Raw genomic sequence first — 25088 nt, 5'->3', positions numbered from 1 at the left:
CCCCGTGCGCGTGCTGCTGGTGATCACCGACGAGGACTGGTACGAGGACGCCGGCTACGCGGCCGCCTGGGTGCGGGCGCTGGAGGAGCAGGGCGCCGAGGTCGAGCGGCTGGCCCGGGTGCCGGCCGACTGGCCGGTCAGCGGCCCGCCACCGGGCCGCTACGACCTGGCGATCGCGCACGTGCTGGTCGAGGAGGTGGTCGCCTACGCGCCGACCTTCGCCCTCGCCGTCCTGCTGGAGGCGGCCGGCGTGCCCCTGCTCAACCCCGTCACCTCGCTGGTCGCCTCCGCCGACAAGCTCGTGACCCACGCCGTGTGGGCCGCGGCCGGCGTGCCCCAGCCGGCCGCGTGGGACCTCGCCCGGGTCCGCGAGTGGCCGGTGCCCGGCCGGCAGATGGTGCTCAAGCCCTCGCTCGGCGACGGCGCCCGGTACATCGAGCTGGTCGGCGACCTCGACGCCGCCCGCCGGGTCGAGGAGTCCTGGCGGGCCGACGAGGCGGCCGGCGGCCACCGGCGGGGCACGTCGCTGCTGCAGGAGTGGATCGCCGAGCCGGCGTGCGCGCGGGTCTTCGCCACGCCCACCAGCACCTCCCTGGTGTACGAGAAGTCCCGGGAGCAGGGGGCGCTGGTCACCCACGGGACGGTGTACCCGCGGGTGTACGAGGCGCCGCCGGAGCTGGCGCAGCTGGCCTCGCGGATGGTCGCCGCGCTCGGCGGCGGGCTGATGGGCGTCGACGTGCTCGTCGAGCCCGACGGCCGGCTGCTCGCGCTGGAGGCCAACGCGCCCTTCGGCTTCGACGTCACCGACCCCGAGCAGGGGCGGTGGGTGGCGCGCGCCGCCCTCGACGTCGCGCAGCGCGCTGCCGTGCGGCGGGCGGCCGCGTGAACCCCGGCGCCGGCCTCGACGAGGCGCTGCTGCCCGACGGCTCCGACCGGCCGCACGCGGCGGAGGCGCTGGCCGCCGTCCGCGCGTACGGGCCCGGTGCGCTGGCCGCGGACGTCGCCCGCGCGGCGGCCGGGCTGGGCCTGCAGCACGGGCCGGCCGGGGAGTCGCACCCGTTCCACGTCGACCCGGTGCCACGGGTGCTCGAGCGGGCGGAGTGGGCGGAGCTGGCCGCCGGGCTGGATCAGCGGCTGCGGGCGCTGGAGGCGCTCGTCGCCGACGCGCACGGCCCGCGCGAGGCGGTCCGTGCCGGCGTCGTCCCCGCCGAGGTGCTCGACACCAACCGCCACCTGACCTCCGGCCTGCCGCCGCCGAAGCGCTGGATCGGCATGGCCGGCCCCGACCTCGTCCGCGGCGCCGACGGGCGGCTCGTCGTCCTGGAGGACAACGTGCGGACCCCGACGCTGCTGGCCTACGCGCTGGCCGCGCGGGACCTGGTGGCGCCTTCACTGGGCGTGCGGCCCGGCCCGGCGCCGGTGCACGAGGCGGCCCGGACGGCGGTGCGGCGGATGCTCGCCGACGCCACCGACGTCGCCGATCCGGTCGTGGCCGTGCTCGGGGACGGGCCGCGCAGCGCGGTGGCCTGGGAGATCGACCGGCTCGGGGAGATGGCCGGCGCGCCGGTCGTGCTCCCGGAGCAGCTGGCCGTCCGCGGCGCGGACCTGCTGCTGCCCGACGGGCGCCGGGTGGACCTGCTCTGGCGGCGCACCAGCGAGGAGCGGCTGACCGGCGACGACGGCCGGCCCGACGAGCTGGGCGAGCTGCTGCTGGGTCCCCTCCGGGCCGGCACGGTGACCGTGGTGAACGCGTTCGGCACCGGGGTCGCCGACGACAAGCGCACCTTCCCCTACGTCGAGGACCTGGTCCGCTTCTTCCTCGGCGAGGAGCCGCGGCTGCGCTCGCAACCCGCCTACGACCTCGGCGACCCCGCGCAGTGCCGGGCCGCCCTCGACCGGCTGCCCGAGCTGGTGCTCAAGCCGCGGTCCGGCTCGGGCGGCCACGGGGTGCTCATCGGCCCGCGGGCGGACGCCGGGCAGCTCGAGCGCGCCCGCGCCGCCGTGCTGGCCGCGCCCGGTGAGTGGATCGCCCAGGAGCCGGTGGCGCTGTCGACCCACCCCACCGTCGTCGACGGCGCGCTCGTGCCCCGGCGCTCGTGCCCCGGCACGTGGACTACCGGCCGTACGCCTTCTGCACCGACGACGGGACCGTCGTGCTGCCCGGCGGCTTCACCCGGGTGTCGCTGACCGAGGGCGAGCTGGTGGTCAACGCCTCGCAGGGCGGCGGCGGCAAGGACACGTGGGTGGTCGGCTGAGGAGGATCCACGACCGCGCACCGGTCGGCCCGGAGGCGAGCGCCGGCGCCGTCCCGCACACGACGCTCATCCGCCGGCCGGCGGATGAGCGTCGGCCAGCCGGGTCAGCGCACCGACGAGCGTCTCCGGCGCCGGCATGGCGGCGATCTCCGCCGCGACCTCGCCGGCAGCAGCCGACAGCGACGGGTCGTCGACCAGCCGGCGCAGCACAGCCGGGCCGATCTCGTCGAGGTCGACGGCGAGACCGGCGCCCCGGGCGGCCACCGTGTCGGCGTTGGCGCTGCGGTCGCCCGGGCCGCGGACCACCAGCTGCGGCGTCCCCGTCGCGAGCGCGGTCAGCAGCGTGCCGGCGCCCCCGTGGTGGACCAGGCCCGCGGAGGTCGGGAGGACGGCGGGGAGGGAGACCCATCCCGTCGTCCGCGTGTGGGGCGGGAGTGGTCGGCGGCTCACCCGCGCGTCCGGGCGGACGAGCAGCACCTCGAGGTCGGTCTGCGCAGCCGCCACCACGACGGTGCTCATCAGCCGGTCGCGGCCCGGCTGGGCAACGGTGCTGCGCGACACGACCAGGCGGGGACGCAGCCCCGGCTGCGCCAGGTCGCCCGGGGCCGGGTCGCCGCTGCCGGGTGGCACGAACCGCACCGGCAGGCCGGTCCGGGCACCCACCAGGCTGGGTGGTGACGTGGTGAGGACCGCCGCGGGCGGCGCGACGGGGGTGCCCCCTCGGTACGCGGCGGCGACCCCGGCCAGCTGCGGCACCGGGTCGAACAGGGAGTGCTCGACGACCACCGAGGGCACGCCCCGCCGCGTCGCGGCGTCGGCGGCGGCCACCGCGAAGGGCTCGTGCAGCACCAGGTCGGGAGCCAGCCGGTCGGCGAGGTCGACGACGCCGCGGGTCATGCGTTCGTTGACCGGTGCCCACAGGAGGCCGCTCGCCCTGGGATCGTCCCGGCCGGCACCGAGGTCTCGTGCCAGGCGAGGGTGGGCGAGGGCGAAGCGGAGCATGAGCCGGGTCAGCCGCAGCCCGGGGGCGACGTCGACCGCGGTCAGGTCCCGCGGGCACGCCCGCAGTGCGTCCCCGGTGGTGGCGACGACGACCTGGTGCCCGGCGTCCCGCAGCGCCCGGGTGAGCGGGACCAGCGGGAACAGGTGGCCGGCCATCGGGGTGGCGACGACCAGCACCCTCATCCGGCCGGGACGACCAGGGTGCGGGACGGCGGTCGGCGACACGGTCTCGTCCCTCCGTCCGGGTCCGTCCTCCCGATCGGTGCGCGCCCGGCCGGACCGGGCCGGGGGTGCGGGCGGAACTCCTGGAGACCGGGATCGCCCGGGTCCCGCGGTGGGAGCGGGCCGTCTCCGATCCTGCCCGTCCGTGCTACGGCCGCGAGAAGACCCGCACGTCGTCCTGCTGGTCGGTGACCGTCCACGGCTTGGCGGTGCCGCTGCCCGACATCCGGAAGTCGGGGTCGTGCTTGAGGATCTCGCGGCGGGCGATCGTCATCTTGTGCACCTCGTCGGGCCCGTCGGCGATGCGCAGCGTGCGCTGGTGGGCGTACATCTCGGCCAGCGGCGTGAACTGCGTGACGCCGGCCGCGCCGTGCACCTGGATGGCGCGGTCGATGACCTTGAGCACGGTGTTCGGGACGGCGACCTTGATGCCGGAGATCTCGGTCGCGGCGGCCCTGTTGCCGACGGTGTCCATGAGGTGCGCGGTGTGCAGGACGTACTGGCGGGCCATGTCGATCTCGATGCGGGACTCGGCGATCCAGTCCTGCACCACGCCCTTGTGCGCCACCGACGTCCCGAACGTCTCGCGCTGCAGCGCCCGCTGCACCATGAGCTCCAGCGCGCGCTCCGCGGCGCCGATCGAGCGCATGCAGTGGTGGATGCGGCCGGGCCCGAGCCGCGCCTGCGAGATGGCGAACCCGCCGCCCTCCTGACCGAGCAGGTTCCCCGCGGGGACGCGCACGTCCTCGAAGACCACCTCGGGGTGCCCGCCGCGGTCGGCGTAGCCGAAGACCGTCGGGCTGCGGCCGAAGGAGATGCCGGGGGTGTCCTTGGGGACGACGATCATCGACTGCTGGGTGTGCCGCGGCGCCTGCGGGTCGGTCTTGCCCATGACGACGAGGACCTGGCACCGCTGGCCCAGCGCGCCGGAGCTGAACCACTTGCGGCCGTCGAGGACGTACTCGTCGCCGTCGCGCTCGATGCGCAGGCTGATGTTGGTCGCGTCGGACGACGCCGAGTCGGGCTCGGTCATGCAGAACGCGGAGCGGATCTCGCCCTCCAGCAGCGGCAGCAGCCACCGCTGCTTGACCTCGGCGGACCCGTAGAGGTTCAGCACCTCCATGTTGCCGGTGTCGGGCGCGTTGCAGTTGAGCGCCTCGGAGGCGAACCCGACCTTGCCGAGCTCCTCGGAGATGGGCGCGTAGTCGAGGTTCGACAGCTTCGTGCCCGGGTGGTCGGGCTCGAGGTGCGGCAGGAAGAGGTTCCACAACCCGCGCTCCCGGGCCGCGGCCTTGAGCTTGTCCATGACCGGCGGGTAGCCGCTCGGTCCGACCTGCTCGAGCTGCTCGTGGTACTCGCGCTCGTTCGGGTAGACGTGGTCGGCCATGAACCGCCGGACCTCGGCCAGCGCCGCCTGCCCCTGCTCGGTGAACTGCACGGTCTCCCCTTCCCCGGCGGCCGGGTCCGCCGCTGCGCCGACCGGCTCGTGAGGAGACGATAGTGACGCGCTCCACCTCCCGACGTCGCTGGCACGATCCCGGGCGACCGGAACCGCCGGACGGCCGGGAGAGGATGCAGGCGTGTGCACCGTGGTCGTCCGCCGGTCGGCGGGACAGCCCCTCCGGGTCCTCGCCCTGCGCGACGAGCTGACCACCCGCGCCTTCGACGACCCCGGCCGCTGGTGGCCCGACTCCCCCGACGTCGTCGCGGGCCGCGACCGCCTCGCCGGGGGGACGTGGTGCGCGAGCCGCGTCGGGACCGGGGCGACCGCCCTGGTGCTCAACCGGCCGCACCGGCGCGAGGCCGAGCCCGGGGCGGCGAGCAGGGGGGTGCTGCCGCTGCTCGCCGTCGCCCGCGGCAGCGACTGGCGCTCGCGCGTCGACCTCGCGGGGATGGCCGCCTTCCTGCTCGTCCTGGCGACGCCCGACCGGCTGGTGACCTGGGACTTCGACGGCGAGCGGCTGCGGGAGACCACGCACCCCGAGGGCACCGTCATGGTCACCTCCGGCGGGCCCGAGGACCGCAAGACCGAGCGCCACCTCGCCGGTTTCCGGGCGGCCGACCCTCCCGACGGGTGGCGCCACCTGGTCCAGGACGCGCCGCCGAGGGACGACCCGGGTGCCCTGGTCGTGCGCCACGAGAAGGACGGCCGGGTGTTCGCGACCGTCTTCGGCCAGCTGATCGAGGCCGAGCCCGGCCGTCTCCGGCTGAGCTGGAGTCGGGAGCCCTGGACCGCGCGGCCCTGGCACACCCTCGTCGTCGGACCGGAGGCCCGGGGAGCCGGCTGACCCGGAGGCCGGCCACCGGGTCAGGCGCCTCGGGTCAGGACGCCTCGGGCGCGGTCGCGGCGGCGCGCGCGGCCGCGCCGCGGCGCGGCAGGGTCGCCGACGCCACGGCGGCGCCGAGTGCCGCGCCGGCGGCGACCAGGAACGCCGTGGTGAAGCTGCCGGTCCGGTCGGCGATCCACCCGCCGAGCTGCGGCCCCACCAGCTGGGCCAGCCCGAAGACGAGGGTGACCGCCCCGAAGGCCGCGGCGAACCGGCGGGGGTCGAGGGTGTCGGCGAGGTGGGCGGCGAGCACGGCCGGCGCCCCGGACAGCGCCAGGCCGAACACCACCGCGGACAGCACCGCCCACGGCTCGGCACCGACCGGCACGAGCAGGACCGCCGCGGTCATGCCCACGTAGGTCCAGGTCATCGCCGCCCGCCGGCCCACGCTGTCCGACCAGCGGCCGACCAGCACCCCGCCGGCGGTGATGCACACCCCCACGAGCGCGAACACCGCCGAGGCGTGACCGGCGCCGAACCCGGCGTCGTGCTGGTAGGCGGCGACCAGGAAGGTCATGTAGACGGCGATCGCCAGGCCGTACCCGCCGTAGGAGAGCATCGCGCCGACCCAGCCGGGCACCGCGCGCAGCGCCGAGATCCGGACCCGCCCGGAGACGGGGGTGGGCGGCGGCCGCAGCCACCGCAGCGCCGCCAGCGCCACCAGCGCGGCCAGCACGGCCTCGATGCCCCACACCGCGCGCCACTCACCGGGGCCGGCGACGGCGTGGACCACGGCGGTCAGGGCGCTGCTGGCCACCACGCCCACCCCGACGCCGCTCCCGGTGATCCCGATGGCCAGGCCGCGGCGGGAGACGGGGACGGCGGACCCGGCGATGCCCGGCGCCGGCACCCAGATCAGGGCCCCGCCGAACCCGGCCAGCACCATGCCCGCCACCAGGACCGGCACCGACGGCGCCAGCGCCAGCACCGACACCCCCACCGTGGAGACTCCCAGGCCCACCCGCACCGAGGTCGCCGGCGCCAGGCGCTCGGCGGTGAGGCTGACCACCAGCGTCCCCGCCAGGTACGCGGTGAGGTTCAGCGTGCCGAGCAGCCCGGCCACGGCGTAGGAGTGCACCAGGTCGGCGTTGACCGCGGGCAGCAGCAGCGCGTAGCCGAAGCGCCCGAAGCCCTGCGCCACCGCGGCGGACAGCACCAGGACCGGGATGAGAACCCGCGGCCCGGGGACGGAGCTCCGCTCCCCCGGCGTGCGGGCACGGAGGGGACGCACCGGCGCAGCCTAGGACGTCCCGGACCGAGCGGCCCGCCGCCCGGGTGCTGCGGGTCGGCCGGGGCGCGCGGGTGTGAGAACCTCCTCGCACCCCGGCCGGCGGCGATCCTGCGGAGGCGACATGCCGCGCCCCACTCCCGGTCTGCTGCGGGCCGCCTCCTGGCTGGTGGTCGTGCTGGGGACCGTCTACGCGGTCACCCTCCTGCCCGGGGTCCGCCCGACGCCGGGCTACCGGCCGGCTCTCGACGCGTGGCTGAACATGACCGTCGACGGCGCCGTCATCGTGCTCCTGGCCCTGCGGGTGGTGGTCGACCGCCGCGACCGCGCCGCCTGGCTGTCCATGACCGCGGGGCTGGTGGCCGCCTTCGCCGGCAGCCTCGCCTACTACGCGCACTACCAGCACCTCGACCCGGTCCCCAGCCCGTCGTGGGCGGACGCGGGGTGGCTGCTGTTCTACGTGCTGCTCGCCTCCGGGCTGGTGCTGCGGCTGCGCAGCCGAGCCCGCCGGATGCCGGTCAGCCTCTCGCTCGACGGGCTCGTCGCCGGCCTCACCGCGGCCGCGGTGGCCGAGACCTCGGTCGACGGCGCGGCCGTGCCGTTCGGCAGCCACGGCGGAACGTCGCTGACCACCCTGTACCCCCTCGCGGACCTGCTGCTGCTCGCGCTGGCGGTGGCCGCGCTCGCGGTGCTCGGCGTGGGCGCGGGCTGGTCCTGGTGGCTGCTGTGCGCGTCGTTCGTCACCTTCTTCGTCACCGACACGCTCTACGCCGACCTGGTCGCCGCGGGCGACTACACCGGCGGCGACCCCGTCGACCTGGGCTGGCTGGTCGCCCGGGTGTTCCTGGCCGGCGCGGCGCTGGCCTCGCTGCGGTCCACCGAGTCGCGGACCGTGGACCTCGAGGGGGTCAGCGTCCTGGCCCTGCCGGGGGTCTGCGGCCTGGCCGTCCTGGGGCTGCTGTTCGCCGGCGTGCACACCGGGATCACCCCGTTCGCCTCGGTCGTGGCGCTGGTCGCCGGCGTCCTCATGGTGGCCCGCACCGCGCTGACCTTCCAGGAGCTGCGGGCGCTCACCGCGGCCCGCCAGCGCGCGCTGAGCGAGCGCCTCGTCGAGGCCCAGGACGACGAGCGGGCCCGCATCGCCGCCGACGTCCACGACGACTCCATCCAGGCGCTGGCGGCCGTGGACCTGCGCCTGGGCGCCCTGCGCAACCGGCTGCGGGACCGGGCGCCGGAGGAGGCCGCCGCGGTCGCCACCGCGATGGACACGGTGCACGACGCCGGCCTCCGGCTGCGGTCCCTGCTGTTCGAGCTGGAGACGCCGGTCCTCGACGCCACCCTCGCCGAGGGCCTGCGCGACGCGGCGGCGCAGGTCTTCGAGGAGACCGACGTGGCGTGGACGGTGCAGGAGCGCGGGCGCGCTCCCCTTCCCCGGCAGGTCCGGGTGTCGGCCTACCGGATCGCCCGCGAGGCGATGGTCAACGTCCGCAAGCACGCCCGGGCGCGCTCGGTGGCGGTCCTGGTCGACGCGACCCCGCGCGGCGTGGAGGTGCACGTGGTGGACGACGGGAGGGGGGTGGCCGCGGCCTCCTCGGTCCCCTCGGGGCGCCGCCACTCCGGCGTGGTGGCGATGCGCGACCGCGCCCTGGCGTCGGGCGGCCGGTGGCGGTCGGAGCCCGGGCCGGGCGGGGTCGGCACGGACGTGTCCTTCCGGCTCCCGGTCCCCGCCGGTGGGTCAGCCGGACAGCAGGCGGCGGACGACCTCGGGCGCGCCGGGCACGCCGATGACGAGGTGCCCCTGCACGCACCGGCGCAGCAGCACCGCGAGGTCGCCGGCGACGGCTCCCTTGAGCAGGTAGGCCGACCCGCCCGCGGCCAGCACCCGCGTCCACGTCGTGGGATCCGTCTGCCCTGACAGCGCGGCGACGACCGGCCGGTGCGGCAGGGCGACCAGCCGGCGGACCAGCTCGGGGCCGCCGCCGGTCATCCGCACGTCGGTCACGACCAGTTCCGCGCGGTGCTCGCGGGCGGCGGCCACGGCGTCGTCGCCGGTGCTCACCTGGGCGAGGACGCGGAAGTCCGCCTCCTGGTCCAGCAGCGCGGCGACGGCGGGCGCGACGCGCGGGTCGTCGTCCGCGACGACGACCCGGATCTCGCCGTGGCCCGCGGTCGGCACCGCTCCACCCTGGCGCACCGGACCGACGCTGTCCCGGTGCGCGTGCACCCGAGGACCTGGTACCGGTGCACTAGACACCCTCCTCCCGGGCCCGCAGCTCCGTGCCAGACTCGGGACGTGAGCCGGCCCGGGGCGACCGACGAGCCCCCGCCCGCCCCGGTCCGCGTCCTGGTCGTCGACGACCACCAGATGTTCGCGGCCAGCCTGGCGCAGGCCCTGGGCGCCGAACCGGACCTGCGCGTCGTCGGGCAGACGACGTCGATCGCCGGAGCGCGGGACCTGCTGGCGTCGGCCGTCCCGGACGTCGTGCTCCTGGACCACCGCCTCCCCGACGGCGACGGCGTGGGCGCGATCGCCGAGCTGCACCGCATCCGGCCCTCGGCGAAGGTCGTGGTGCTCACCGCCTCGGCGACCGACCGCGTGCTGGTCGCCGCCATGGAGGCCGGCGCGGCGGGGTTCATCGCCAAGACGCAGCGGCTGGAGGACCTCGTCGCCGGCGTCCGGGCGGCCGCCCAGGGCGAGTCCGTCGTCAGCGCGACGCTGCTGTCCCGGCTGCTGCCGCGCCTGCAGCGGCGCAGCGGCGGTGGCGGGGCGGACCTCACCGAGCGTGAGCAGGAGATCCTCGACCTGCTGGCCCGGGGGATGTCCAACGCCGAGATCGCCGCGCAGCTGACCCTCAGCGTGCACACGGTGCGCAACCACGTGGCCAACCTGTCGGCGAAGCTCGGCGCCCACTCCAAGCTCGAGGCGCTCTCCATCGCCGTCCGGGAGGGCCTGGTCGACGCCGGCTGAGCGCACCACGGCCCGGCGCCGGGCCGGCGCCGGGTCGACGCCGGGCCGTAGTGCATGCGCACCAGGCGGTTGGCACGGGCGCACCTGGTCCCGCCCGTGCGCACCGGCGAGCCTGGGAGGTACCCGGCGGGCACCCGTGCGCCGGTCTCGGCCGGGAACGCAGGGGCAGGCACGTGAGCACGTGGCAGGGCGGTCGCACGGGCGACGACACGCAGGACCGCACGGCGGCCGAGGTGCCCGACCGCGGGCTGGTCCTCGACCGGCTCACCGCGGCGCTGACGGCGGGCGGGCACCCGACCGCGCTGCTGCTGGTCGACCTCGACCACTTCGGGCTGGTCAACACCGCCCGCGGGCACGACGTCGGGGACCGACTGCTGGCCGCCGTCGGCGCGCGGCTGCGCGCGGCCGTCTCCGGGTCCGACACCGTCGTGCGGTCCGGGGACGACGAGTTCGTGGTCGTCTGCGAGCAGACCGGTGAGCACTCGGCCTACGCGCTGGCCTGCTTCCTGCGCAACCTCCTGACCGAGCCGCACCGGCTCGACGGCGCTGCCGTGCAGGTCACCGCCTCCATCGGCGTGGCCGTCGCCGAGGCCGGGTCGGCGGTCGGGGCGACCGAGCTGCTGCGCCGGGCCGCCTCGGCCGTGACGGCGGGCAAGGGCTCCGGCGGCGGGCGCGTGCGCGTCTTCGAGCCGGAGGCCGACGACCGGGCGGCCAGCCGGCACGCGCTGGCGGCCGACCTGCCGGTCGCACTGGCGGCCGGGGAGCTCACCGTCGAGTACCAGCCGATCGTGGACCTGCGCTCCGGTGCGGTCGTCGGGGTGGAGGCCCTCGCCCGCTGGACGCACCCCGAGCACGGCCCCGTGCCGGCCACCACCTTCGTCGGAGCCGCGGAGCTGACCGGCCTGGCCCCGCAGCTGGACGGCTGGGTGGTGCAGCGGGCGCTGCAGGACATGGCCCGCCTGCGCGCGGCCGGCGCGGTCCCCTCCGACGCCCACCTCGCGGTCAACCTGTCGACCGGCGACCTGACCGACACCGCGCTGCCCGACCGGCTGCTCGGCTGGACGCAGCGCTGCGGCCTGCCACCCGGCCAGCTGGTCCTCGAGGTCACCGAGACCGCGGTCATGCAGGACGCGGAGTGCGCCGTACGGGTGCTGCGGTCCCTGCGCGACCGCGGCTTCGGGGTCGCGATGGACGACTTCGGCACCGGCTACAGCTCCCTGGCGCACCTGCGGGACCTGCCGGTCTCGGCGGTGAAGATCGACCCCACCTTCGTCGCCGACGTCACCGTGCACCGAGACGCGCTGGCCATCGTCGCGTTCGTCGTCGACCTGGCCCGGGCGGTGGGGGTCGCCGTCGTGGCCGAGGGCGTCGAGACCGCCGAGCAGGCCGCAACCCTGCGGGCGCTGGGCTGCGTCACCGCGCAGGGCTGGCTGTGGGGTCCGGCCGTCCCGCCGGCCGCGCTGCTGGACGGACGCGCGCGGACCGCTCCGCACCCGCCGGGGCGCGACGCCGCCCGGACGCGCGGAGCCGGGCACCCGGCGGCCGGCGGCCCCGACGCGCACGGCGTGCACCGGCTGCTCCAGCTGCACCGGGACGGCGCCTCCATCGACACGATCGCGACCGCGCTGGGGTCCGAGGGGTTCCGCAGCCCGGCCGGGCGGCGCTGGCACCCGGCCGCCGTCGCCCGGCTCATCGCCCAGCGGATCCGCCGGTCCGTGGCCACCACACCCTTCGCACCGGTGGCGCTCCCCCCGGCACTCGACCGCCCGTACGACCGGCCCGCCGGCCCGGCCTGACGCGGATCGGACCGGTCAGGCGGCTCCCCGCGCGCCCGGCCCGGGCTCGTCGAGGACCCAGGTGGTGCGCCCGTGCAGCGGCGGGGTCTTGGTGCCGTCGGTGAACCAGACGACGACACCGCCGTGCGCGCGGCAGCGCGAGCGCACGACCCGGACCCGGCCTCCTCCCCGCGTCCGGGTCGGCCGGACCAGGGGCAGACCGAAGTCCGAGCCGATGACGTCGCTGGTCAGGACCGGCGCGCCGGCGGGCAGGTGGGACGTGGCGACGGTGGTCATCGCAGAGCTCCTCGGTGCAGAACTGTCGAACGTGTGTTCGATTGTGCTCCCGGGGGCCGACAGTCGCCGCCCCGGGGGTCGCGGTCGGCGCGGGCGGTCAGTCCTGCCCGGTGCCGTTCCGCGTGACCCGGATCGTCTGCGGGCTGCGGCTCCGGCGGGTGGGCACGACCTCGCCGAGCTCGGTGAGCCGCTCGACCGCGGCGTCCTTGTCGACCTGCGTGCGCAGGCCGCCACCGGACCACTCGCACCACAGGTCGCCGGCCGGGCCCGACCGGCCCCGCAGCCGCTCCCGGGCGTACTCCTTGTGCCGCCGTGCCTCGTTCTCGGCCGCCCGCCAGGCGTCGTAGTCGTGCACCGCGACGACGTAGTCCTCGTCGGTGACCGTGAGGCGGGACTGGCGGGAGACCTCCCCCTCGGTCTCCGGGTCGACCGGCGGCCCCCAGCACAGGTCGAGGAACGGGCACCAGTCGCACATCGTGTCGACCCCGGGGCCGAACCCGTCGCGGGGGACGGCGTCGACGCCGTCGTCCTCCACGGTGGCGTAGACGTCGGTGAGCCACATGATCGCCTCGGCGGTCAGCGCCGGGTCGTGGTCGGCCTCGAAGACGACGTCCTCGCCCGAGTCGCGGGACAGGTAGCGGATGCGCAGCCCGTCCACGTCCTGCCCGGTGCCGGCCGGCAGCCGGCGGTCGGCGGTCTGACCGGTGCGCAGCAGCCAGGCGTAGACCGCGACCTGGAACCAGTGCCGGACCGGGACCCCGCGGGTGAGGACCCGCTCGAAGCCGAACCGCGAGGTGGTCTTGAGGTCCTCCACGACCGGGGCGTGCCACCAGTCGCAGCGGCCCTTGACCTGCTCGCCGCACAGGCCGACCTCGGTCAGCCCGCCGTACTGGCGGCGCAGCGCGCGCAGGACCCCGCGGTGCAGCTCGGTGCCGATGAAGGCCTGCAGCCCCGTGCGGGTGTTGGTGGGCCGCCGCCGGGCGACCCGGTAGGCCGCCCGGCGGCGGCAGTCGCCGAGCTCGGAGGCGCCGATCACCCGCTGGCGGGAGCGGGCCCGGCGGCTGTCGAGGTCGCGGACGGCGGCGGCCAGGCTGGGCGCGGCCCGGCGCTCGGCGGCGCTGGGCCGGGCGGGCAGGACGGCGGTCACCGGCTGCTCCCCGGGTCGCGAGGGGTGGAGCGGGGCCGGAGGACCGGCCCCGCTCCCCCGGCGCGGGTCACGCGACGATCTCCTGCTGCCCGCTCCCGGCGGCCCGCTGGGTGGCGATCACGTCGCGCACCAGCGCGGTCAGCCGCTTGGTGGCCACGTGCTCGGCCGGCCGGCCGAAGCGGGCGGCGATCTGCTCCTCGGTCACGCCGAGCGCTTCCAGGCTGGCCAGCACGCCCCGGCGGGCGGCGGTGAGCCGGCGCTCCCGCGGGTCGTCCGGGGTCGGGGAGGGCTCCAGCAGCGGGTTCGCCGGCGGGGCCTCCCGGCCGGCGTCCGGGCGGGCGGCCGCGGCGGCGGCCTGGGCGGCCTCCACCACCGCGGCGGGCGTCTGCGGGACCGACGGGTCGCCGACCGCGACGCGACGCCCGGCCGGCTGGGTCCGCACCGACGCCTCGAGGAACTCCTCGTGCCGGGCCTGGACCAGCTCGGCGACGGTGTAGGAGCCCCCGGCGGTCGGCACCTCGACCTGCAGCAGCCCGGAGCGGTTGGCCGCGGCCCAGACCTCGCGCAGCTCGTCGTCCCCGCGGGCGTCGCCGATCCGCGCGACCAGGTCGGCGACGTCGGGCTCGCCCCGTCCGCCTGCGCGGACGGCCGGCGTGGCGGCCCCGCGGTCGGCGGCGGCCTCCTCGGTCCGCTCGTGCTCGAGCAGCCCGCCGCCGTGGAAGGACACGAGGTCGCGGACGTGCGCGGTGCCGGGGTCGCACTTGAGCGCGTCGAAGACCAGCCACTCCAGCAGCCGGCCGGAGGCGGCCTGGTCGGTGACCTCCTTGGCCGGGTCGTCGTTGGGCTTGATGCCGACGTGCACGCTGCGCGCGCCGACGATCAGCGGCCGGCGCCCGCGGCGCAGCCGCACCCACACGGAGGCCGCGTAGGGGAACTCCCGGTGGGTCTGCACCGACCAGGTCTTCTGCCCCTCGATGGGGCGGCCGTTGGCGTCGACCTCGGTGACCTCCTTGCCCCGGGCGGTCACCACGACGATGCCGGGGAAGGTGAGCAGCTCGGTCTGCAGCTTGCGCCAGCGGGCGCCGGCGTCGTTCCACAGGTTCTGGCTGATGGTGATCTCGGCGTTGGGGTCGCGCTTGAGCAGCTCGCGGTTGCGCGTCGACTTCCCGGCGCGCTCGCTGGCCCAGTCCTTGAGGCCGTCCCAGATCGCCGAGCCGGTGTCGATGCCGAGCACCACCGGCGGCTCGCCGGCGTCGGCGGCGCGGCGGGCCTCGGCCTTGACCGACTGGACGGCGGCCAGCACGGCCGCGTAGGAGCCGTCGTGCTCGACGAGCTGGTAGCGGGCCCCGGGGATGGCGCCGTACTCGTCGCCGGCGCCCTCGTTGAGGTCGATCCAGTACAGCGCGCCGATCTTGTCGCTGGCGCTGAACTGGGCCAGCGACCAGCTCTTGCCGGCCTTCTCCTCCCCCTCGAGGAGGATGCACGGCCACGGCACGCGACCGGTGGGCTTGCGGGTCTTGAGGCCAGGGACGGCCATGGTGAGCTCCTTGTGACACGGGGAAGATGTCGATCCGGAATCTAGGGAGGGGTACCGACAGAACCGGGGTGTCAAGACGCCGCGCCGACCGCCGGGCCGGCGCGTTCGCTCTCGGCGGAACCGGGGCCTCCCCGCAGCGGGGGCGCGGCGCGGCACGCTGCACCCCGCAGAGGGCGGCACTAGCGTGCGGCGACGTGAGCGGCTTCTCCTCCGACGGTCCCGGCGGCGGTCCCGGTGGCGGTGCGGTGGACGCCGTCGCGCTGCGGACGGCGACGCCCTACGACCTGTGGCACTGGAGCCAGGAGACGTCGCAGCGCCTCGCGGAGGTGTACGGCTCGGTCCTCGCCGTCGGCACCCGTGCGGCGTGCCGGGCCTCCGCGGCCGAGTTCCTGCGGCTGGTGCGCCGCCTCCTGGCGCTGCGTCTGACCGCGGTCGCCGCCGACCGGCGCCTGGCGTTCGCGCAGCGGGTGCCCCCGACCTCCGGCGTCGCCGTGGCCGCGCTGTGGGCGGAGGTGTTCTGGACGGCGCGCGCGGAGTCGCCCGAGGACGACTCCGGTGTGCTGGAGGCCACCGACGCGTCCATCCGCGGCCTGCTGGGGCTGTCGGCGGGCGACCTGACCGACCCGGGCGTCGTCACCGCCTGGTGGGAGCGGCTGCAGCAGGTGGAGGCGACCTTCGGCGGCCTGGAGATGGCCGCCCAGGTGGCGCTGGAGACCCGGCGGGAGCTGTACGAGCACGGCCTGGAGGCGCGCCGGCTCGACGCGCCGTGACGCCTCCCGGGCCGCGGGACCGGCGTCCGGCGCGGCTGCGGCCGTCCCGGGCGCGGACGGTCACCCGGGCGCGGCGGCGGAGATCGCGCCGCGCAGGCGGGCGGCCAGGGCGGTGTGCCGGCGTCCGGAGCCCGCGGCGCGCACGGCCTGACCGAGGGCCCGGGTCGAGCCGACGAGCACGACCAGTCGCTTGGCGCGGGTGACGGCGGTGTAGAGCAGGTTGCGCTGCAGCATCATCCACGCGCTGGTGGTCAGGGGGACGACGACGCAGGGGTACTCGCTGCCCTGGGAGCGGTGGACGGTGACGGCGTAGGCGTGCACCAGCTCGTCGAGCTCGCCGAACTCGTAGGCGATCTCCTCGTCCTCGTCGGTGACGACGGTGACGGTCTGCTCGACGGTGTCGATGGCGGTGACGACGCCCTGGGTGCCGTTGAAGACGCCGTTGCGGCCCTTGTCGTAGTCGTTGCGGATCTGGCTGACCTTGTCGCCGACGCGGAACACCCGTCCGCCGAAGCGCTTCTCGGCCCGGTCGGGCCGCGCCGGGGTGAGCGCGTCCTGCAGCTGCTCGTTGAGCGCGGCGGCGCCGGCCGGGCCGCGGTGCACCGGCGTGAGCACCTGGACGTCGCGGCGCGGGTCGAGGCCGAAGCGGGCCGGGATCCGGCGGGTGACGACGTCGACGGTGAGCCGGGCGGCCTCCTCGGCGTCGTCGGTGGAGAACAGGAAGAAGTCGTCGAGGCCGCGGACCTGGGGCGGGCTGCCGGCGTTGATCCGGTGCGCGTTGGTCACCACCCCGGACCGGCTGGCCTGCCGGAACACCTGCGTCAGCCGCACGTGCGGGACGGGGGTGCCCGCGGCGAGCAGGTCGCGCAGCACCTCGCCCGCGCCGACCGACGGCAGCTGGTCGACGTCGCCGACCAGCAGCAGGTGCGCGCCCGGGGGCACGGCCCGCACCAGCTTGTTGGCCAGCAGCAGGTCCAGCATCGAGGACTCGTCGACGACGACCAGGTCGGCCTGCAGCGGCCGGTCGCGGTCGTAGGCGGCGTCCCCGCCGGGGCGCAGCTCCAGCAGCCGGTGCACGGTCACCGCCTCGACCCCGGTCAGCTCGGTCAGCCGCTTGGCGGCCCGGCCGGTCGGCGCGGCGAGGACGACCTTCGCGCCCTTGGCCGCCGCGAGGGTGACGATGGAGCGCACGGTGAAGCTCTTGCCGCAGCCGGGGCCGCCGGTGAGGACGGCGACCTTCTCGGTCAGCGCCAGTTGCACCGCGGCGCGCTGCCCGGCCGCCAGCTCCACGCCGGTGCGCCGGTGCAGCCAGGCCAGCGCGGCCTCCCAGTCCACGCCGGCGAAGGCCGCCAGCCGGTCGTCGTCGGCGCCCGCCAGCCGCTTGAGCCCACCGGCCAGCGAGACCTCCGCCCGGTGGAAGGGGACCAGCCAGTAGGCCACGGTCTGCCCGTCCGCGTCGGGCAGCTCCTCGCGGATCAGCCCCTGGTCGGCGACGAGCAGGGCCAGGCAGTGGCGCACCAGGTCCGCCGGGACCTGCAGCACGTCGATCGCGCGGGCCACCAGCTCGGGCTCGGGCAGGAAGCAGTGCCCCTGCCCGGTGGCCTCCGAGAGGACGAACTGCAGGCCCGCCTCCACCCGCTGCGTGCTGTCGTGCGGGATGCCCACGGCGGCGGCGATGGTGTCGGCGGTCTTGAACCCGATGCCCCACACCTCGGCGGCCAGGCGGTAGGGCTCGGCGCGGACCACCCCGATCGAGGCGCCGCCGTACTGCTTGTAGATGCGCACGGCCAGCGAGGTGGAGACGCCGACCCCCTGCAGGAAGACCATCACCTCCTTGATGGCCCGCTGCTCCTCCCAGGCCGCGGTGATCAGCCGGGTCCGCTTGGGACCGAGGTTCGGGACCTCGGCCAGTCGGGCGGGCTGCTCCTCGATCACCTGGAGGGCGTCGGTGCCGAAGTGGTCCACGATCCGCTCGGCCAGCCGCGGGCCGATCCCCTTCACCAGGCCCGAGCCCAGGTAGCGGCGGATGCCCTGCACCGTGGCCGGCAGGACGGTGGTGTAGTCCTCGACCAGGAACTGCCGGCCGTACTGCGGGTGCGCTCCCCAGCGGCCGCGCAGCCGCAGCGTCTCCCCCGGCTGGGCGCCCAGCAGCGACCCCACCACGGTGACCAGGTCACCGCCCCGGCCGGTGTCGACCCGGGCCACGGTGTAGCCGGTCTGGGGGTTGGCGAAGGTGATCCGCTCGAGCGTCGCCTCCAGGACCGCCCCCGTCCGTGCCGCGGTCGGTGCCGCGGTCGATGCCTCGGCCCGTGCCGCAGTTCCTGCCTCTGCCACCTGCCGTCCCCCCGGTCGTGCGCCGTCCGGCCCCCGATGGTCACACGGGACGGGGACATCCCGGCGGGCCGTCGCAGGCGGAGGGCGGGCAGGAACCGACGGGAGTGCGGGCGGCGGGCGGGAACTGTCGGTGGCCCGCCGTAGCCTGCGGCCGCTCACCCGAGCTGTGCACTGAACGTTACGGAGGACCGGATCATGGCCGGCGACACAGTCATCACCATCATCGGCAACCTGACCAGCGACCCCGAGCTGCGCTGGACGCCCTCGGGCGCGGCGGTCGCCGACTTCACCATCGCGTCCACCCCGCGCACCCTGGACCGCCAGACCCAGGAGTGGAAGGACGGCGACCCGCTCTTCCTGCGCTGCAGCGTGTGGCGGCAGGCGGCGGAGAACGTCGCCGAGTCGCTGACCCGCGGCTCGCGCGTGATGGCGCAGGGCCGCCTCAAGCAGCGCTCGTTCGAGACCAAGGAGGGGGAGAAGCGCACCGTCGTCGAGCTGGAGGTCGACGAGATCGGCCCGTCGCTGCGCTACGCGACGGCGACGGTGGCCAAGGTCAGCCGCTCCGGCGACGGCCCTGGCGGCGGCTTCGGGGGCGGCGGCTCCGGCGGCGGCCGCGATGGCGGCTCCGGCGGCGGCTTCGGTGGCGGCGGCCCCGGCGCGGGGCGCGGCGGTGCCGGACGAGGCGGCGCACCCGATCCCTGGGCGGCGCCGGCCGGCGACCAGGGCGAGGAGCCGCCCTTCTGAGATCGGTCGCCGGCGCACCGCCGTCCCGGCAGGGGCGGCGGCGCGCCCGGGTCGCCGCCGGACCGGGACCGCTCCGGCCCCGTCCGGTGGCGGACCCGGCACGGGGCCGGCGGGACGACGGGTACCAGCCGGTGCCCGGACGTGTATCAGCCGGTGCCCGCCGGCGGTCCTCCGTGCAGGTCTCGACACCGACGACGAGCGAACGGGAGCGATCGGTGAACACCTACGACCCCACGGCCGACATCCTCTACCTGCACCTGCCGGGCGGGCCGGTCCCCGCGTCGGCACCCCGGGCCGACCACCGCACGGACGACGGCCCCCGTGCCGACCGCCGGTCGGGGTCCCCCACCCGGCCCGGGACGGCGACGGACGCCACCGCGGGCGCACCGCCCGGTCCGGCCCGCTGACGCCTCCCCTCGACCCGTGGCCGGGCGTCCCCCCTCCGGAGGTCGCGGTCCGGCCGCCGCGCGGCCAGACCCGCGCATGATCTGCCGCCCGGACGCGGCGGTGGGCGTAGACCTGGCACCGGCGCACCCCCAGACTGGGCGGCACGCGGCGGTCAGGAGGACAGGCGGGTGGAACTCGGCATCGACCTGGGCACCGCCAACACGGTGGTCGCCGACGTGCGTCGCGGCATCCTCTTCGACGAGCCGACGATCATGCTCCTGCAGCCCGGGCGGGCCCGCCGGGAGCGGGTCCTCGCCGTCGGGCGGGAGGCGGCCGAGCTGCTTGGTCGCGCCCCGTCCGGGTACACCGCGGTCCGGCCGCTGCACGACGGCGTGGTCACCGACCTGGAGACCACCCGGACCTACCTGCGCGCGGTGCTGCACCAGGCGGGCCGGCGGGCCTGGGGCCTGCCCGTGCGCGCCGTGGTCGGGGTGCCCGTCGGCTCCACCGCGCTGGAGCACCGCGCGCTGCTGGAGGCGGCGGAGGAGGCCGGCATCCGGCCGGTGACGGCGCTGGACGAGTCGGTCGCGGGTGCGGTCGGCTGCGGCATCGACCCGCTGGACCGGCGGGTGCACATGGTCGTCGACATCGGGGGCGGCACCGCCGAGGCGGCGGCGTTCTGCTTCGGCGGGGTCCTCGCCCACCGCACCAGCAAGCTCGCCGGCGACGAGATGACGCTGGCCGTGGCCCGCTACGTCCGCGAGGAGCGCCAGGTGCACATCGGCGAGCTCGAGGCCGAGGACCTCAAGATCCGCTCCGGGACCGAGGTGGACGGCCCGCTCGTGGTGCAGGGCCGCGACGCCGGCACCGGCCGGCCGCGGCTGGTGACGGTGCAGGCCGGCGAGGTGGTTGACGCCCTGCGGCCGATCACCGACGAGATCGTCCGGACGCTGGCCGCCTGCCTGGACGACCTCGCCCCGCAGGCGATCGCCGACGTGATGGCGGAGGGCGTGCTGGTCTTCGGTGGGGCCTCGCAGGTCCAGGGCCTGCCCCAGGAGCTGGAGCGCAGCCTCGGCCTCCCCGTCAAGCTCGCCGAGGACCCCCTGACGTGCGTGGCCGAGGGCGCCGCCCGGGCCCTGCGCAACCGCCGGCTGCTGTCGGCCTACAGCCGCAGCTGACCGTCAGGGCGCCTGCACCGGGCCGGTGGCCACGACGTCGGGCTGGTGCTCGAGGTAGTGGCGCAGACCGTCGGTCACCACGTCCGCCGCGCCGCCCGGGATGTCATCGGGCCCCTGGACCAGTGCCGTCATCACGATCTGCGGGTCGTCCATCGGGGCGGCGGCGGACATCCAGTAGTCGTACTCGTGCTCGGTGAGGCCGCCGTCCTGGGCCGTGCCGGTCTTCGCGCCGACCGGCGCCGGGAGATCGGCGAGGCGCACCGCGGTGCCGCCCGTCACGGCCGCGCGCATCCCCTCGCGGACCGGCCCGAGCTCGGCGGCGAAGGGCACCGGCGTCGCGGCCGGTGCGGGGAGCGCGGTGTAGGAGGCGCCCTCCGTCCCGACCGCCAGGCCCAGCCGCGGGGTGACCATCGACCCGGTGGCGACCGCAGCGGTCCACCGGGCGTTCTGCAGCGGGGTGACCTGCAGCTCGCCCTGGCCGATGCCGAGGATGACGGTGGACCCGCCGTACCACGCGCCGCCCTTCTCCTGGACCGACTCCGGCGTGCCGAGGTAGCCGGCGGACTCGGCGGGGAGGTCGATCCCGGTGCGCGCCCCGACCCCGAGAGCGTGGGCGGTGTCGATCAGCGCGTCGGCGCCGAGGGCGACGGCCAGCTTGTAGAAGTAGACGTCGTTGGACACGGCGATCGACTGCACCAGGTCCATCGGCCCCATCGGCCGCCAGTTGCCGAAGGTGTGCCCGCCGTAGGTGAACTCGGCCCCGGTGGGGACGACCTGGTGGGGCGCGAGGACGTGGTGCGCCTGGTTGGCCGCGGCCACCACGAGCTTGAACGTCGACCCGGGCGGCGCGACCGCCTGGGTCGCGTGGTCGAGCATCGGTGACCCCGGTGCGCTGCTCAGGGCCTCCAACGCCGCGGCGTCGACCGGGGGTCCGTAGACGTCGGCGTCGAACGACGGGGCGCTGGCCATGGCGAGGACCTGCCCCGACCGGGGGTCCATCGCGACGGCGGCGCCGATCTTGCCCTCCGGCCGGGGCTGCGCCAGCACGGCCGCGGCCAGGTCGGCCTCCATCCGCCGCTGCAGGCCCAGGTCGATCGAGAGCCGCAGGTCGGCACCGGGCACGGGGTCCCGCCGCTCGCCCATCGCGACCGGCACGCCGGTCGGGTCGACGTACACGCACTGCTGCCCGTTCACGCCGCGCAGCACCGCGTCGTACTCCTGCTCGAGCCCGGCGCGGCCGACGACCTCGCCCAGCGGCAGGTCGGGCCAGCGTTCCTCGTCCTCGGGGGTGGCCACACCGACGAAGCCGAGCACCGGGGCGAGCACCGTGCCCTGGGGGTGGGCACGGCGGGGCTCCGGGACGACGAGCACGCCGGTGATCTCGGCCCCGGTGACCGCGTCGGCGACGTCCCGGGGCACCTCGGCCACCGGCAGCGACAGCGTGGTCTCGTCGGCCGCGGCGATCTCGGCGTGCAGGTCCGCGCGCGGCCGGCCGGTCAGGTCGGCCAGGCGGTCGACGTCGGCGGGCCGGTCCAGCAGCAGGGCGGGCACCACCAGCACCCGGTCCACGCCGCTACCGACGTCCGCGGCGTCGACCGCGAGCGGCTCGTCGTGCCGGTCGGTGATCGAGCCGCGCGGGGCGGGCAGCCGGACGCAGCGGGTCATCTGCTCCTCGCCGACCACCCGGAGGGCCACGCCCTCGGTGCTCTGCAGCCGCCACCCGTAGACCCCGAAGGACACCAGCAGCACCGAGAGGGCGACGGCGGCCACCCGGACCAGCCGGGGCCGGCGGTGGCGCCAGCGCGGTGGCGCCCACAGCCGCCGGCGGGCGCCGTCCCTGCGGACGGCCAGGACCACCCCGATCGCCGCGAGGTGCACGACCACCGCCGTGCCGCCGTAGCTGAGCAGGGGGAACGGGATGCCCGCCAGCGGGAGGAGCCCGAGGTTGGCCCCGACCGAGACGACGGTCTCCAGGCCCAGGAGGACCGCCAGTCCCCCGCCGACGAGGGCGGCGTGCGGCGTCCGGGAGGCCCGGCTGGCCAGCGCCAGCCGCCACACCAGGACGATCGCGGCGAGCACGACCCCGGCGCCGGCGACCAGTCCCCACTGGCCGACCAGGCTGGCCAGGGCCAGGTCGGTCTCCCGCTCGGGCAGGTACTCCGCGCGCAGGCCGCGCAGCGGGTCGTCGGTCCGCCCGAACAGGCCTCCCGAGGCCAGGGCGATGTGCGCCTGCCGCAGCGCCCAGCCCGAGCCGGTTGGGGACTCGTGCGCCCCGACGAGGAAGCTGCCGAGGCGTTCGACCTGGTAGGGCCGCAGCAGGCTGATCATCAGCGGCGCCGACACCACCGCCGCGGCGACCACGGGCAGCAGGAACCGGGCGGGCACGCGCCCGATGACCAGCATGGCCCCGGTGAGGACGACGAGCAGCATCGTGGTGCTCAGGTCGGGCTGGAGCAGGGTGAGCGCGATGGGCACGACCGCGAGCAGCACGGCCAGCGTGAAGCGCTGCCACGCCGGGCGGCGCGAGCCGAGGACGGCGGCGAGGACCAGCAGCAGCCCGAGCTTGGCCAGCTCCGAGGGCTGGAAGGTGAAGGAGCCGACCGCGATCCACCGGGTGGCGCCGTTGGCGGACAGGCCGACCGTGAGGACGCCGACGAGGAACACGACCGCCGTGCCGTAGGCGACCGCGCCGAGGACGCCGAGGTAGCGGACGCGGAACCGCCAGAACGCCAGGAGGGCGAGCACCCCGGCGGCGGCGATCAGGCCCTGCCGCACGGCCAGGTCGGTGGCGCCGACGAGGGACAGGTTCACCAGCCCGAAGGCGGCCAGGGCGAGCGCGGCGACGACGGCGAGCAGGTCGAACGCGCGGCTGCGGCGGTCCCTGCGCTGCTCGCGGGTCCGCCGCGGGCGCCCCGGCGCACCGGTGGTCGCGGACGCGTCGCCGGAGAGCCTCCGGCGCTGCCGCCGGCTCCACCGTCGGCTCCCCCGGGCACCCGCCGGCAGCCCGGCCGGTCCAGCGATCGACATGTGGTCCCCTCCTGCCGGGTTCACCCGGTCGGTCGGTCGGGCGGGCACGACCCGGCGGACACCGGCGGGGAGGCCGCGGCCGCGGGGAGGCCGGTGACGGCCAGCACCGCCACGGCCGGCAGGTCGGGGAGCGCGACCGTGCCGACGGCCGTCACCTGCCGGCCTCCGGGCGGCACGGTGACCGTCCCGCCCGGCACGGTGGTCGCTGCCCCGGTGCAGCGGTCGACGACCCGGTAGGACCAGGTCACGGTCCGTTCGGGTCCGGCGTCGAGCCGCACCTGCAGGCGCAGGGTGCAGGCGGTGGCCGGCGCGCACCGCTCGAGCGGGCGCAGGTCGACCCCGGTCACGTCCCCGGCCGCCGCGGGCGCCGGCGGCACGACCGGCAGGCCGTCGGGTTCCGGCGCGGTGGACGACGCCGCCCCGCTGCGCCCGGCGTCCAGGAGCAGGTCGACGTCGGCGGCGATGTCGTCCCGGAGCACGGCGACCTCCAGCAGGACGACCGCGGCGAGGACCAGCACCGAGAGCAGCCACGCGCCGGCGCGCCGCACCGCGGTCCCCGTCCCCCGTGGCCCCGCGCGCCCGGCCGGGGTGGCACGGACCACGGCCGACGGGCTCCCCGCGGGCCCCGTGCCGCCCGGTGCCGCGGTGCGCGCACCGACGGCCCGGACCAGCGCGCCGAGCTCGGCGCGGGCCACCGTGCGATCGGTGCCGGCGACCGCCTCCTGCAGCACCCGGGCGACGGCGGGGACGCCGGCGTCCGGCAGGTCGGTCGCTGCCCGGTCCAGCCGGGCCAGCAGCTCCTCGGCCGCCGGGTCCGCGGGGCGGCCGCGCAGCCGGGCGGCACCGGCGACGTCGGCGAGGACCGCCGCGAGGTCGGCCGCGGTCCGACCGGCGGCGGGCGGCCCGGCGCCGGTGCGCGGGCGCAGGAGCACCTCCCCGTCAGCGGTGACGACCGCCTCGACCGGGTCGCCGTCCCGGCCGGCGGTGTCCGGGTGCTCCCGCCCGTCCGCGGCGGCCAGCAGGCCCACGCCCACCTCGAGCGCCTGCGGGGCGGTCAGCCGCACCAGGGCCAGCAGGCGGGCCAGCTCCACGCCCTGCGGGAGGACCGTCGCCGGTCCGCCCGGTGGCCGCTCGTCCCGGTCGCGCAGGTCGGGAGCCGGGGCCGGCTCGGGCCCGCGGACCTCGGTGGCCCGTTCCGTCCTCAGGTCCGTCACCGACCGCCCCCCTCTGCCGCTCCGGCCGGTCACCGACTGCCCGGGCGCCCATGCTGGACCGGGGCGGCTCAGATGTCAGGGGGTTGCGGCGCGGCGGCGCCCGCGCCGTGCGATCGGGCCGTGCGACCGGGACGGGCCGCTGCCCGGCGCCGGTGCAGGTTCCGGTGTCAGGGTGCTCGCATGACGAGCCTCGACGACGTCTCGGCCATCGCCGCGAGCGAGCACGGGCTGGCGGTGGTGTCCACCCTGCGCGGCGACGCGAGCATCCAGGCGTCCGTGGTGAACGCCGGGGTCCTCCCCCACCCCGCGACGGGGGACCCGGTCGTGGCGTTCGTGACCTACGGCCGCGTGAAGCTCTCCAACCTCCGCGCGCGCCCTCAGGTGGCCCTGACCGTCCGGCACGGCTGGCGGTGGGTGACGGTCGAGGGCCGCGCCCAGCTGGCCGGGCCCGACGACGCGCAGCCGTGGCTGCGCGGGTCCGACCAGCTGCGCCTGCTGCTGCGCGCGGTGTTCACCGCCGCCGGCGGCCGGCACGACGACTGGGACGAGTACGACCGCGTCATGGCCGAGCAGCGGCGCACCGCGGTGCTCGTGGAGCCGGGCCGGGTGTACGGCAACGGCTGATCCCGTCCGCGGCGGACGACGGCTCGGCTCGACTCGATCCGACCGCCGGGCG

20 protein-coding genes and 1 pseudogene are annotated in these 25088 nt (G+C 76.9%); 11 read left to right on the top strand and 10 right to left on the bottom strand.

Translation table 11 applies throughout. The features are described 5' to 3' along the window. Nucleotides 1–4: 4 nt before the first annotated feature. A complete protein-coding gene (locus tag ACU616_RS21485; RefSeq protein WP_446760445.1) occupies nt 5–886 on the top strand; it encodes an ATP-grasp domain-containing protein in 882 nt (293 codons plus the stop codon). Continuing rightward, the gene (locus ACU616_RS21480) at nt 883–2187 is read left to right on the top strand and encodes a circularly permuted type 2 ATP-grasp protein (protein ID WP_446760444.1); all 1305 of its coding nucleotides are present in this window, start codon (nt 883–885) and stop codon (nt 2185–2187) included. The genes ACU616_RS21485 and ACU616_RS21480 overlap by 4 nt, the downstream gene beginning before the upstream one ends. Before the next feature lie 134 nt (nt 2188–2321). Here the strand turns inward: ACU616_RS21480 and ACU616_RS21475 are convergent, their stop codons facing one another. Both ACU616_RS21475 and ACU616_RS21470 read right to left on the bottom strand, forming a co-directional pair. Continuing rightward, nucleotides 2322–3482 (bottom strand): nucleotide disphospho-sugar-binding domain-containing protein, encoded by a 1161-nt coding sequence (locus tag ACU616_RS21475; protein ID WP_446760443.1) that lies wholly within the window; start codon nt 3480–3482, stop codon nt 2322–2324. 145 nt (nt 3483–3627) lie between these two features. Beyond that, complete coding sequence (locus ACU616_RS21470) at nt 3628–4917, bottom strand: acyl-CoA dehydrogenase family protein (protein WP_446760442.1); 1290 nt, start codon at nt 4915–4917, stop codon at nt 3628–3630. Nucleotides 4918–5059: 142 nt separating this feature from the next. Here ACU616_RS21470 and ACU616_RS21465 point away from each other — a divergent pair, with 142 nt between their 5' ends. After that, nucleotides 5060–5767, top strand: a complete 708-nt coding sequence (locus ACU616_RS21465) for an NRDE family protein (RefSeq protein ID WP_446760441.1) — start codon at nt 5060–5062, stop codon at nt 5765–5767. A 34-nt stretch (nt 5768–5801) separates the two neighbouring features. Here the strand turns inward: ACU616_RS21465 and ACU616_RS21460 are convergent, their stop codons facing one another. After that, nucleotides 5802–7037: an MFS transporter gene (locus ACU616_RS21460; protein WP_446760440.1), complete on the bottom strand. Its 1236-nt coding sequence runs from the start codon at nt 7035–7037 to the stop codon at nt 5802–5804. Between the two features lie 121 nt (nt 7038–7158). Between ACU616_RS21460 and ACU616_RS21455 the strand changes: the two are divergent. Then, nucleotides 7159–8349 (top strand): annotated as a pseudogene (locus ACU616_RS21455) (histidine kinase); the annotation flags it as partial. A gap of 420 nt (nt 8350–8769) precedes the next feature. Here ACU616_RS21455 and ACU616_RS21450 read toward each other — a convergent pair. Next, nucleotides 8770–9210 (bottom strand): response regulator, encoded by a 441-nt coding sequence (locus tag ACU616_RS21450; protein ID WP_446760439.1) that lies wholly within the window; start codon nt 9208–9210, stop codon nt 8770–8772. 117 nt (nt 9211–9327) lie between these two features. Between ACU616_RS21450 and ACU616_RS21445 the strand changes: the two genes are divergently transcribed. Beyond that, nucleotides 9328–10002, top strand: coding sequence for a response regulator (locus ACU616_RS21445; protein WP_446760438.1), 675 nt, complete (start codon nt 9328–9330; stop codon nt 10000–10002). A 173-nt stretch (nt 10003–10175) separates the two neighbouring features. Next, entirely contained in the window at nt 10176–11798 is a 1623-nt protein-coding gene (locus tag ACU616_RS21440) for a putative bifunctional diguanylate cyclase/phosphodiesterase (protein WP_446760437.1), read from the top strand. A 15-nt stretch (nt 11799–11813) separates the two neighbouring features. On the opposite strand, the gene ACU616_RS21435 is transcribed toward ACU616_RS21440, so the two are convergent. From ACU616_RS21435 to ACU616_RS21425, 3 genes are all read right to left on the bottom strand, one after another. After that, the gene (locus ACU616_RS21435; protein ID WP_446760436.1) at nt 11814–12074 is read right to left on the bottom strand and encodes a hypothetical protein; all 261 of its coding nucleotides are present in this window, start codon (nt 12072–12074) and stop codon (nt 11814–11816) included. Between the two features lie 97 nt (nt 12075–12171). Continuing rightward, nucleotides 12172–13221, bottom strand: a complete 1050-nt coding sequence (locus tag ACU616_RS21430) for a PD-(D/E)XK nuclease family protein (RefSeq protein ID WP_446760435.1) — start codon at nt 13219–13221, stop codon at nt 12172–12174. A gap of 67 nt (nt 13222–13288) precedes the next feature. Then, entirely contained in the window at nt 13289–14758 is a 1470-nt protein-coding gene (locus ACU616_RS21425) for a hypothetical protein (protein WP_446760434.1), read from the bottom strand. Nucleotides 14759–14952: 194 nt separating this feature from the next. On the opposite strand from ACU616_RS21425, the gene ACU616_RS21420 reads away from it, so the two are divergent. Then, nucleotides 14953–15528 (top strand): hypothetical protein, encoded by a 576-nt coding sequence (locus ACU616_RS21420; RefSeq protein ID WP_446760433.1) that lies wholly within the window; start codon nt 14953–14955, stop codon nt 15526–15528. Between the two features lie 60 nt (nt 15529–15588). Here the strand turns inward: ACU616_RS21420 and recD2 are convergent, their stop codons facing one another. Then, entirely contained in the window at nt 15589–17862 is a 2274-nt protein-coding gene (recD2, locus tag ACU616_RS21415; RefSeq protein ID WP_446760432.1) for an SF1B family DNA helicase RecD2, read from the bottom strand. A gap of 195 nt (nt 17863–18057) precedes the next feature. Between recD2 and ACU616_RS21410 the strand changes: the two genes are divergently transcribed. The 3 genes from ACU616_RS21410 (at nt 18058) to ACU616_RS21400 (ending at nt 20171) form a co-directional block, all read left to right on the top strand. Then, nucleotides 18058–18606, top strand: a complete 549-nt coding sequence (locus tag ACU616_RS21410; protein ID WP_446760431.1) for a single-stranded DNA-binding protein — start codon at nt 18058–18060, stop codon at nt 18604–18606. 215 nt (nt 18607–18821) lie between these two features. Next, complete coding sequence (locus ACU616_RS21405; RefSeq protein WP_446760430.1) at nt 18822–19013, top strand: hypothetical protein; 192 nt, start codon at nt 18822–18824, stop codon at nt 19011–19013. 168 nt (nt 19014–19181) lie between these two features. Beyond that, nucleotides 19182–20171, top strand: coding sequence for a rod shape-determining protein (locus ACU616_RS21400; RefSeq protein ID WP_446760429.1), 990 nt, complete (start codon nt 19182–19184; stop codon nt 20169–20171). Nucleotides 20172–20174: 3 nt separating this feature from the next. Here the strand turns inward: ACU616_RS21400 and ACU616_RS21395 are convergent, their stop codons facing one another. Then, the gene (locus tag ACU616_RS21395) at nt 20175–23198 is read right to left on the bottom strand and encodes an FtsW/RodA/SpoVE family cell cycle protein (protein WP_446760428.1); all 3024 of its coding nucleotides are present in this window, start codon (nt 23196–23198) and stop codon (nt 20175–20177) included. A gap of 20 nt (nt 23199–23218) precedes the next feature. After that, nucleotides 23219–24412 (bottom strand): hypothetical protein, encoded by a 1194-nt coding sequence (locus ACU616_RS21390; RefSeq protein WP_446760427.1) that lies wholly within the window; start codon nt 24410–24412, stop codon nt 23219–23221. A gap of 180 nt (nt 24413–24592) precedes the next feature. On the opposite strand from ACU616_RS21390, the gene ACU616_RS21385 reads away from it, so the two are divergent. Next, nucleotides 24593–25036: a TIGR03618 family F420-dependent PPOX class oxidoreductase gene (locus ACU616_RS21385; protein ID WP_446760426.1), complete on the top strand. Its 444-nt coding sequence runs from the start codon at nt 24593–24595 to the stop codon at nt 25034–25036. Nucleotides 25037–25088 lie beyond the last annotated feature (52 nt).

This window comes from Geodermatophilus sp. URMC 62 (assembly GCF_052931475.1).
The sequence above is the reverse complement of the archived record's forward strand: the minus strand, read 5'-3'. Positions and strand labels throughout refer to the sequence as shown.

What these genes read in the sequence shown, in the direction of transcription:
- ACU616_RS21435 (WP_446760436.1), bottom strand. Translation starts at nt 12,074, where the DNA reads ATGACCACCGTCGCCACGTCCCACCTGCCCGCCGGCGCGCCGGTCCTG.
- ACU616_RS21425 (WP_446760434.1), bottom strand. Translation starts at nt 14,758, where the DNA reads ATGGCCGTCCCTGGCCTCAAGACCCGCAAGCCCACCGGTCGCGTGCCG.
- ACU616_RS21410 (WP_446760431.1), top strand. Translation starts at nt 18,058, where the DNA reads ATGGCCGGCGACACAGTCATCACCATCATCGGCAACCTGACCAGCGAC.
- ACU616_RS21395 (WP_446760428.1), bottom strand. Translation starts at nt 23,198, where the DNA reads ATGTCGATCGCTGGACCGGCCGGGCTGCCGGCGGGTGCCCGGGGGAGC.
- ACU616_RS21385 (WP_446760426.1), top strand. Translation starts at nt 24,593, where the DNA reads ATGACGAGCCTCGACGACGTCTCGGCCATCGCCGCGAGCGAGCACGGG.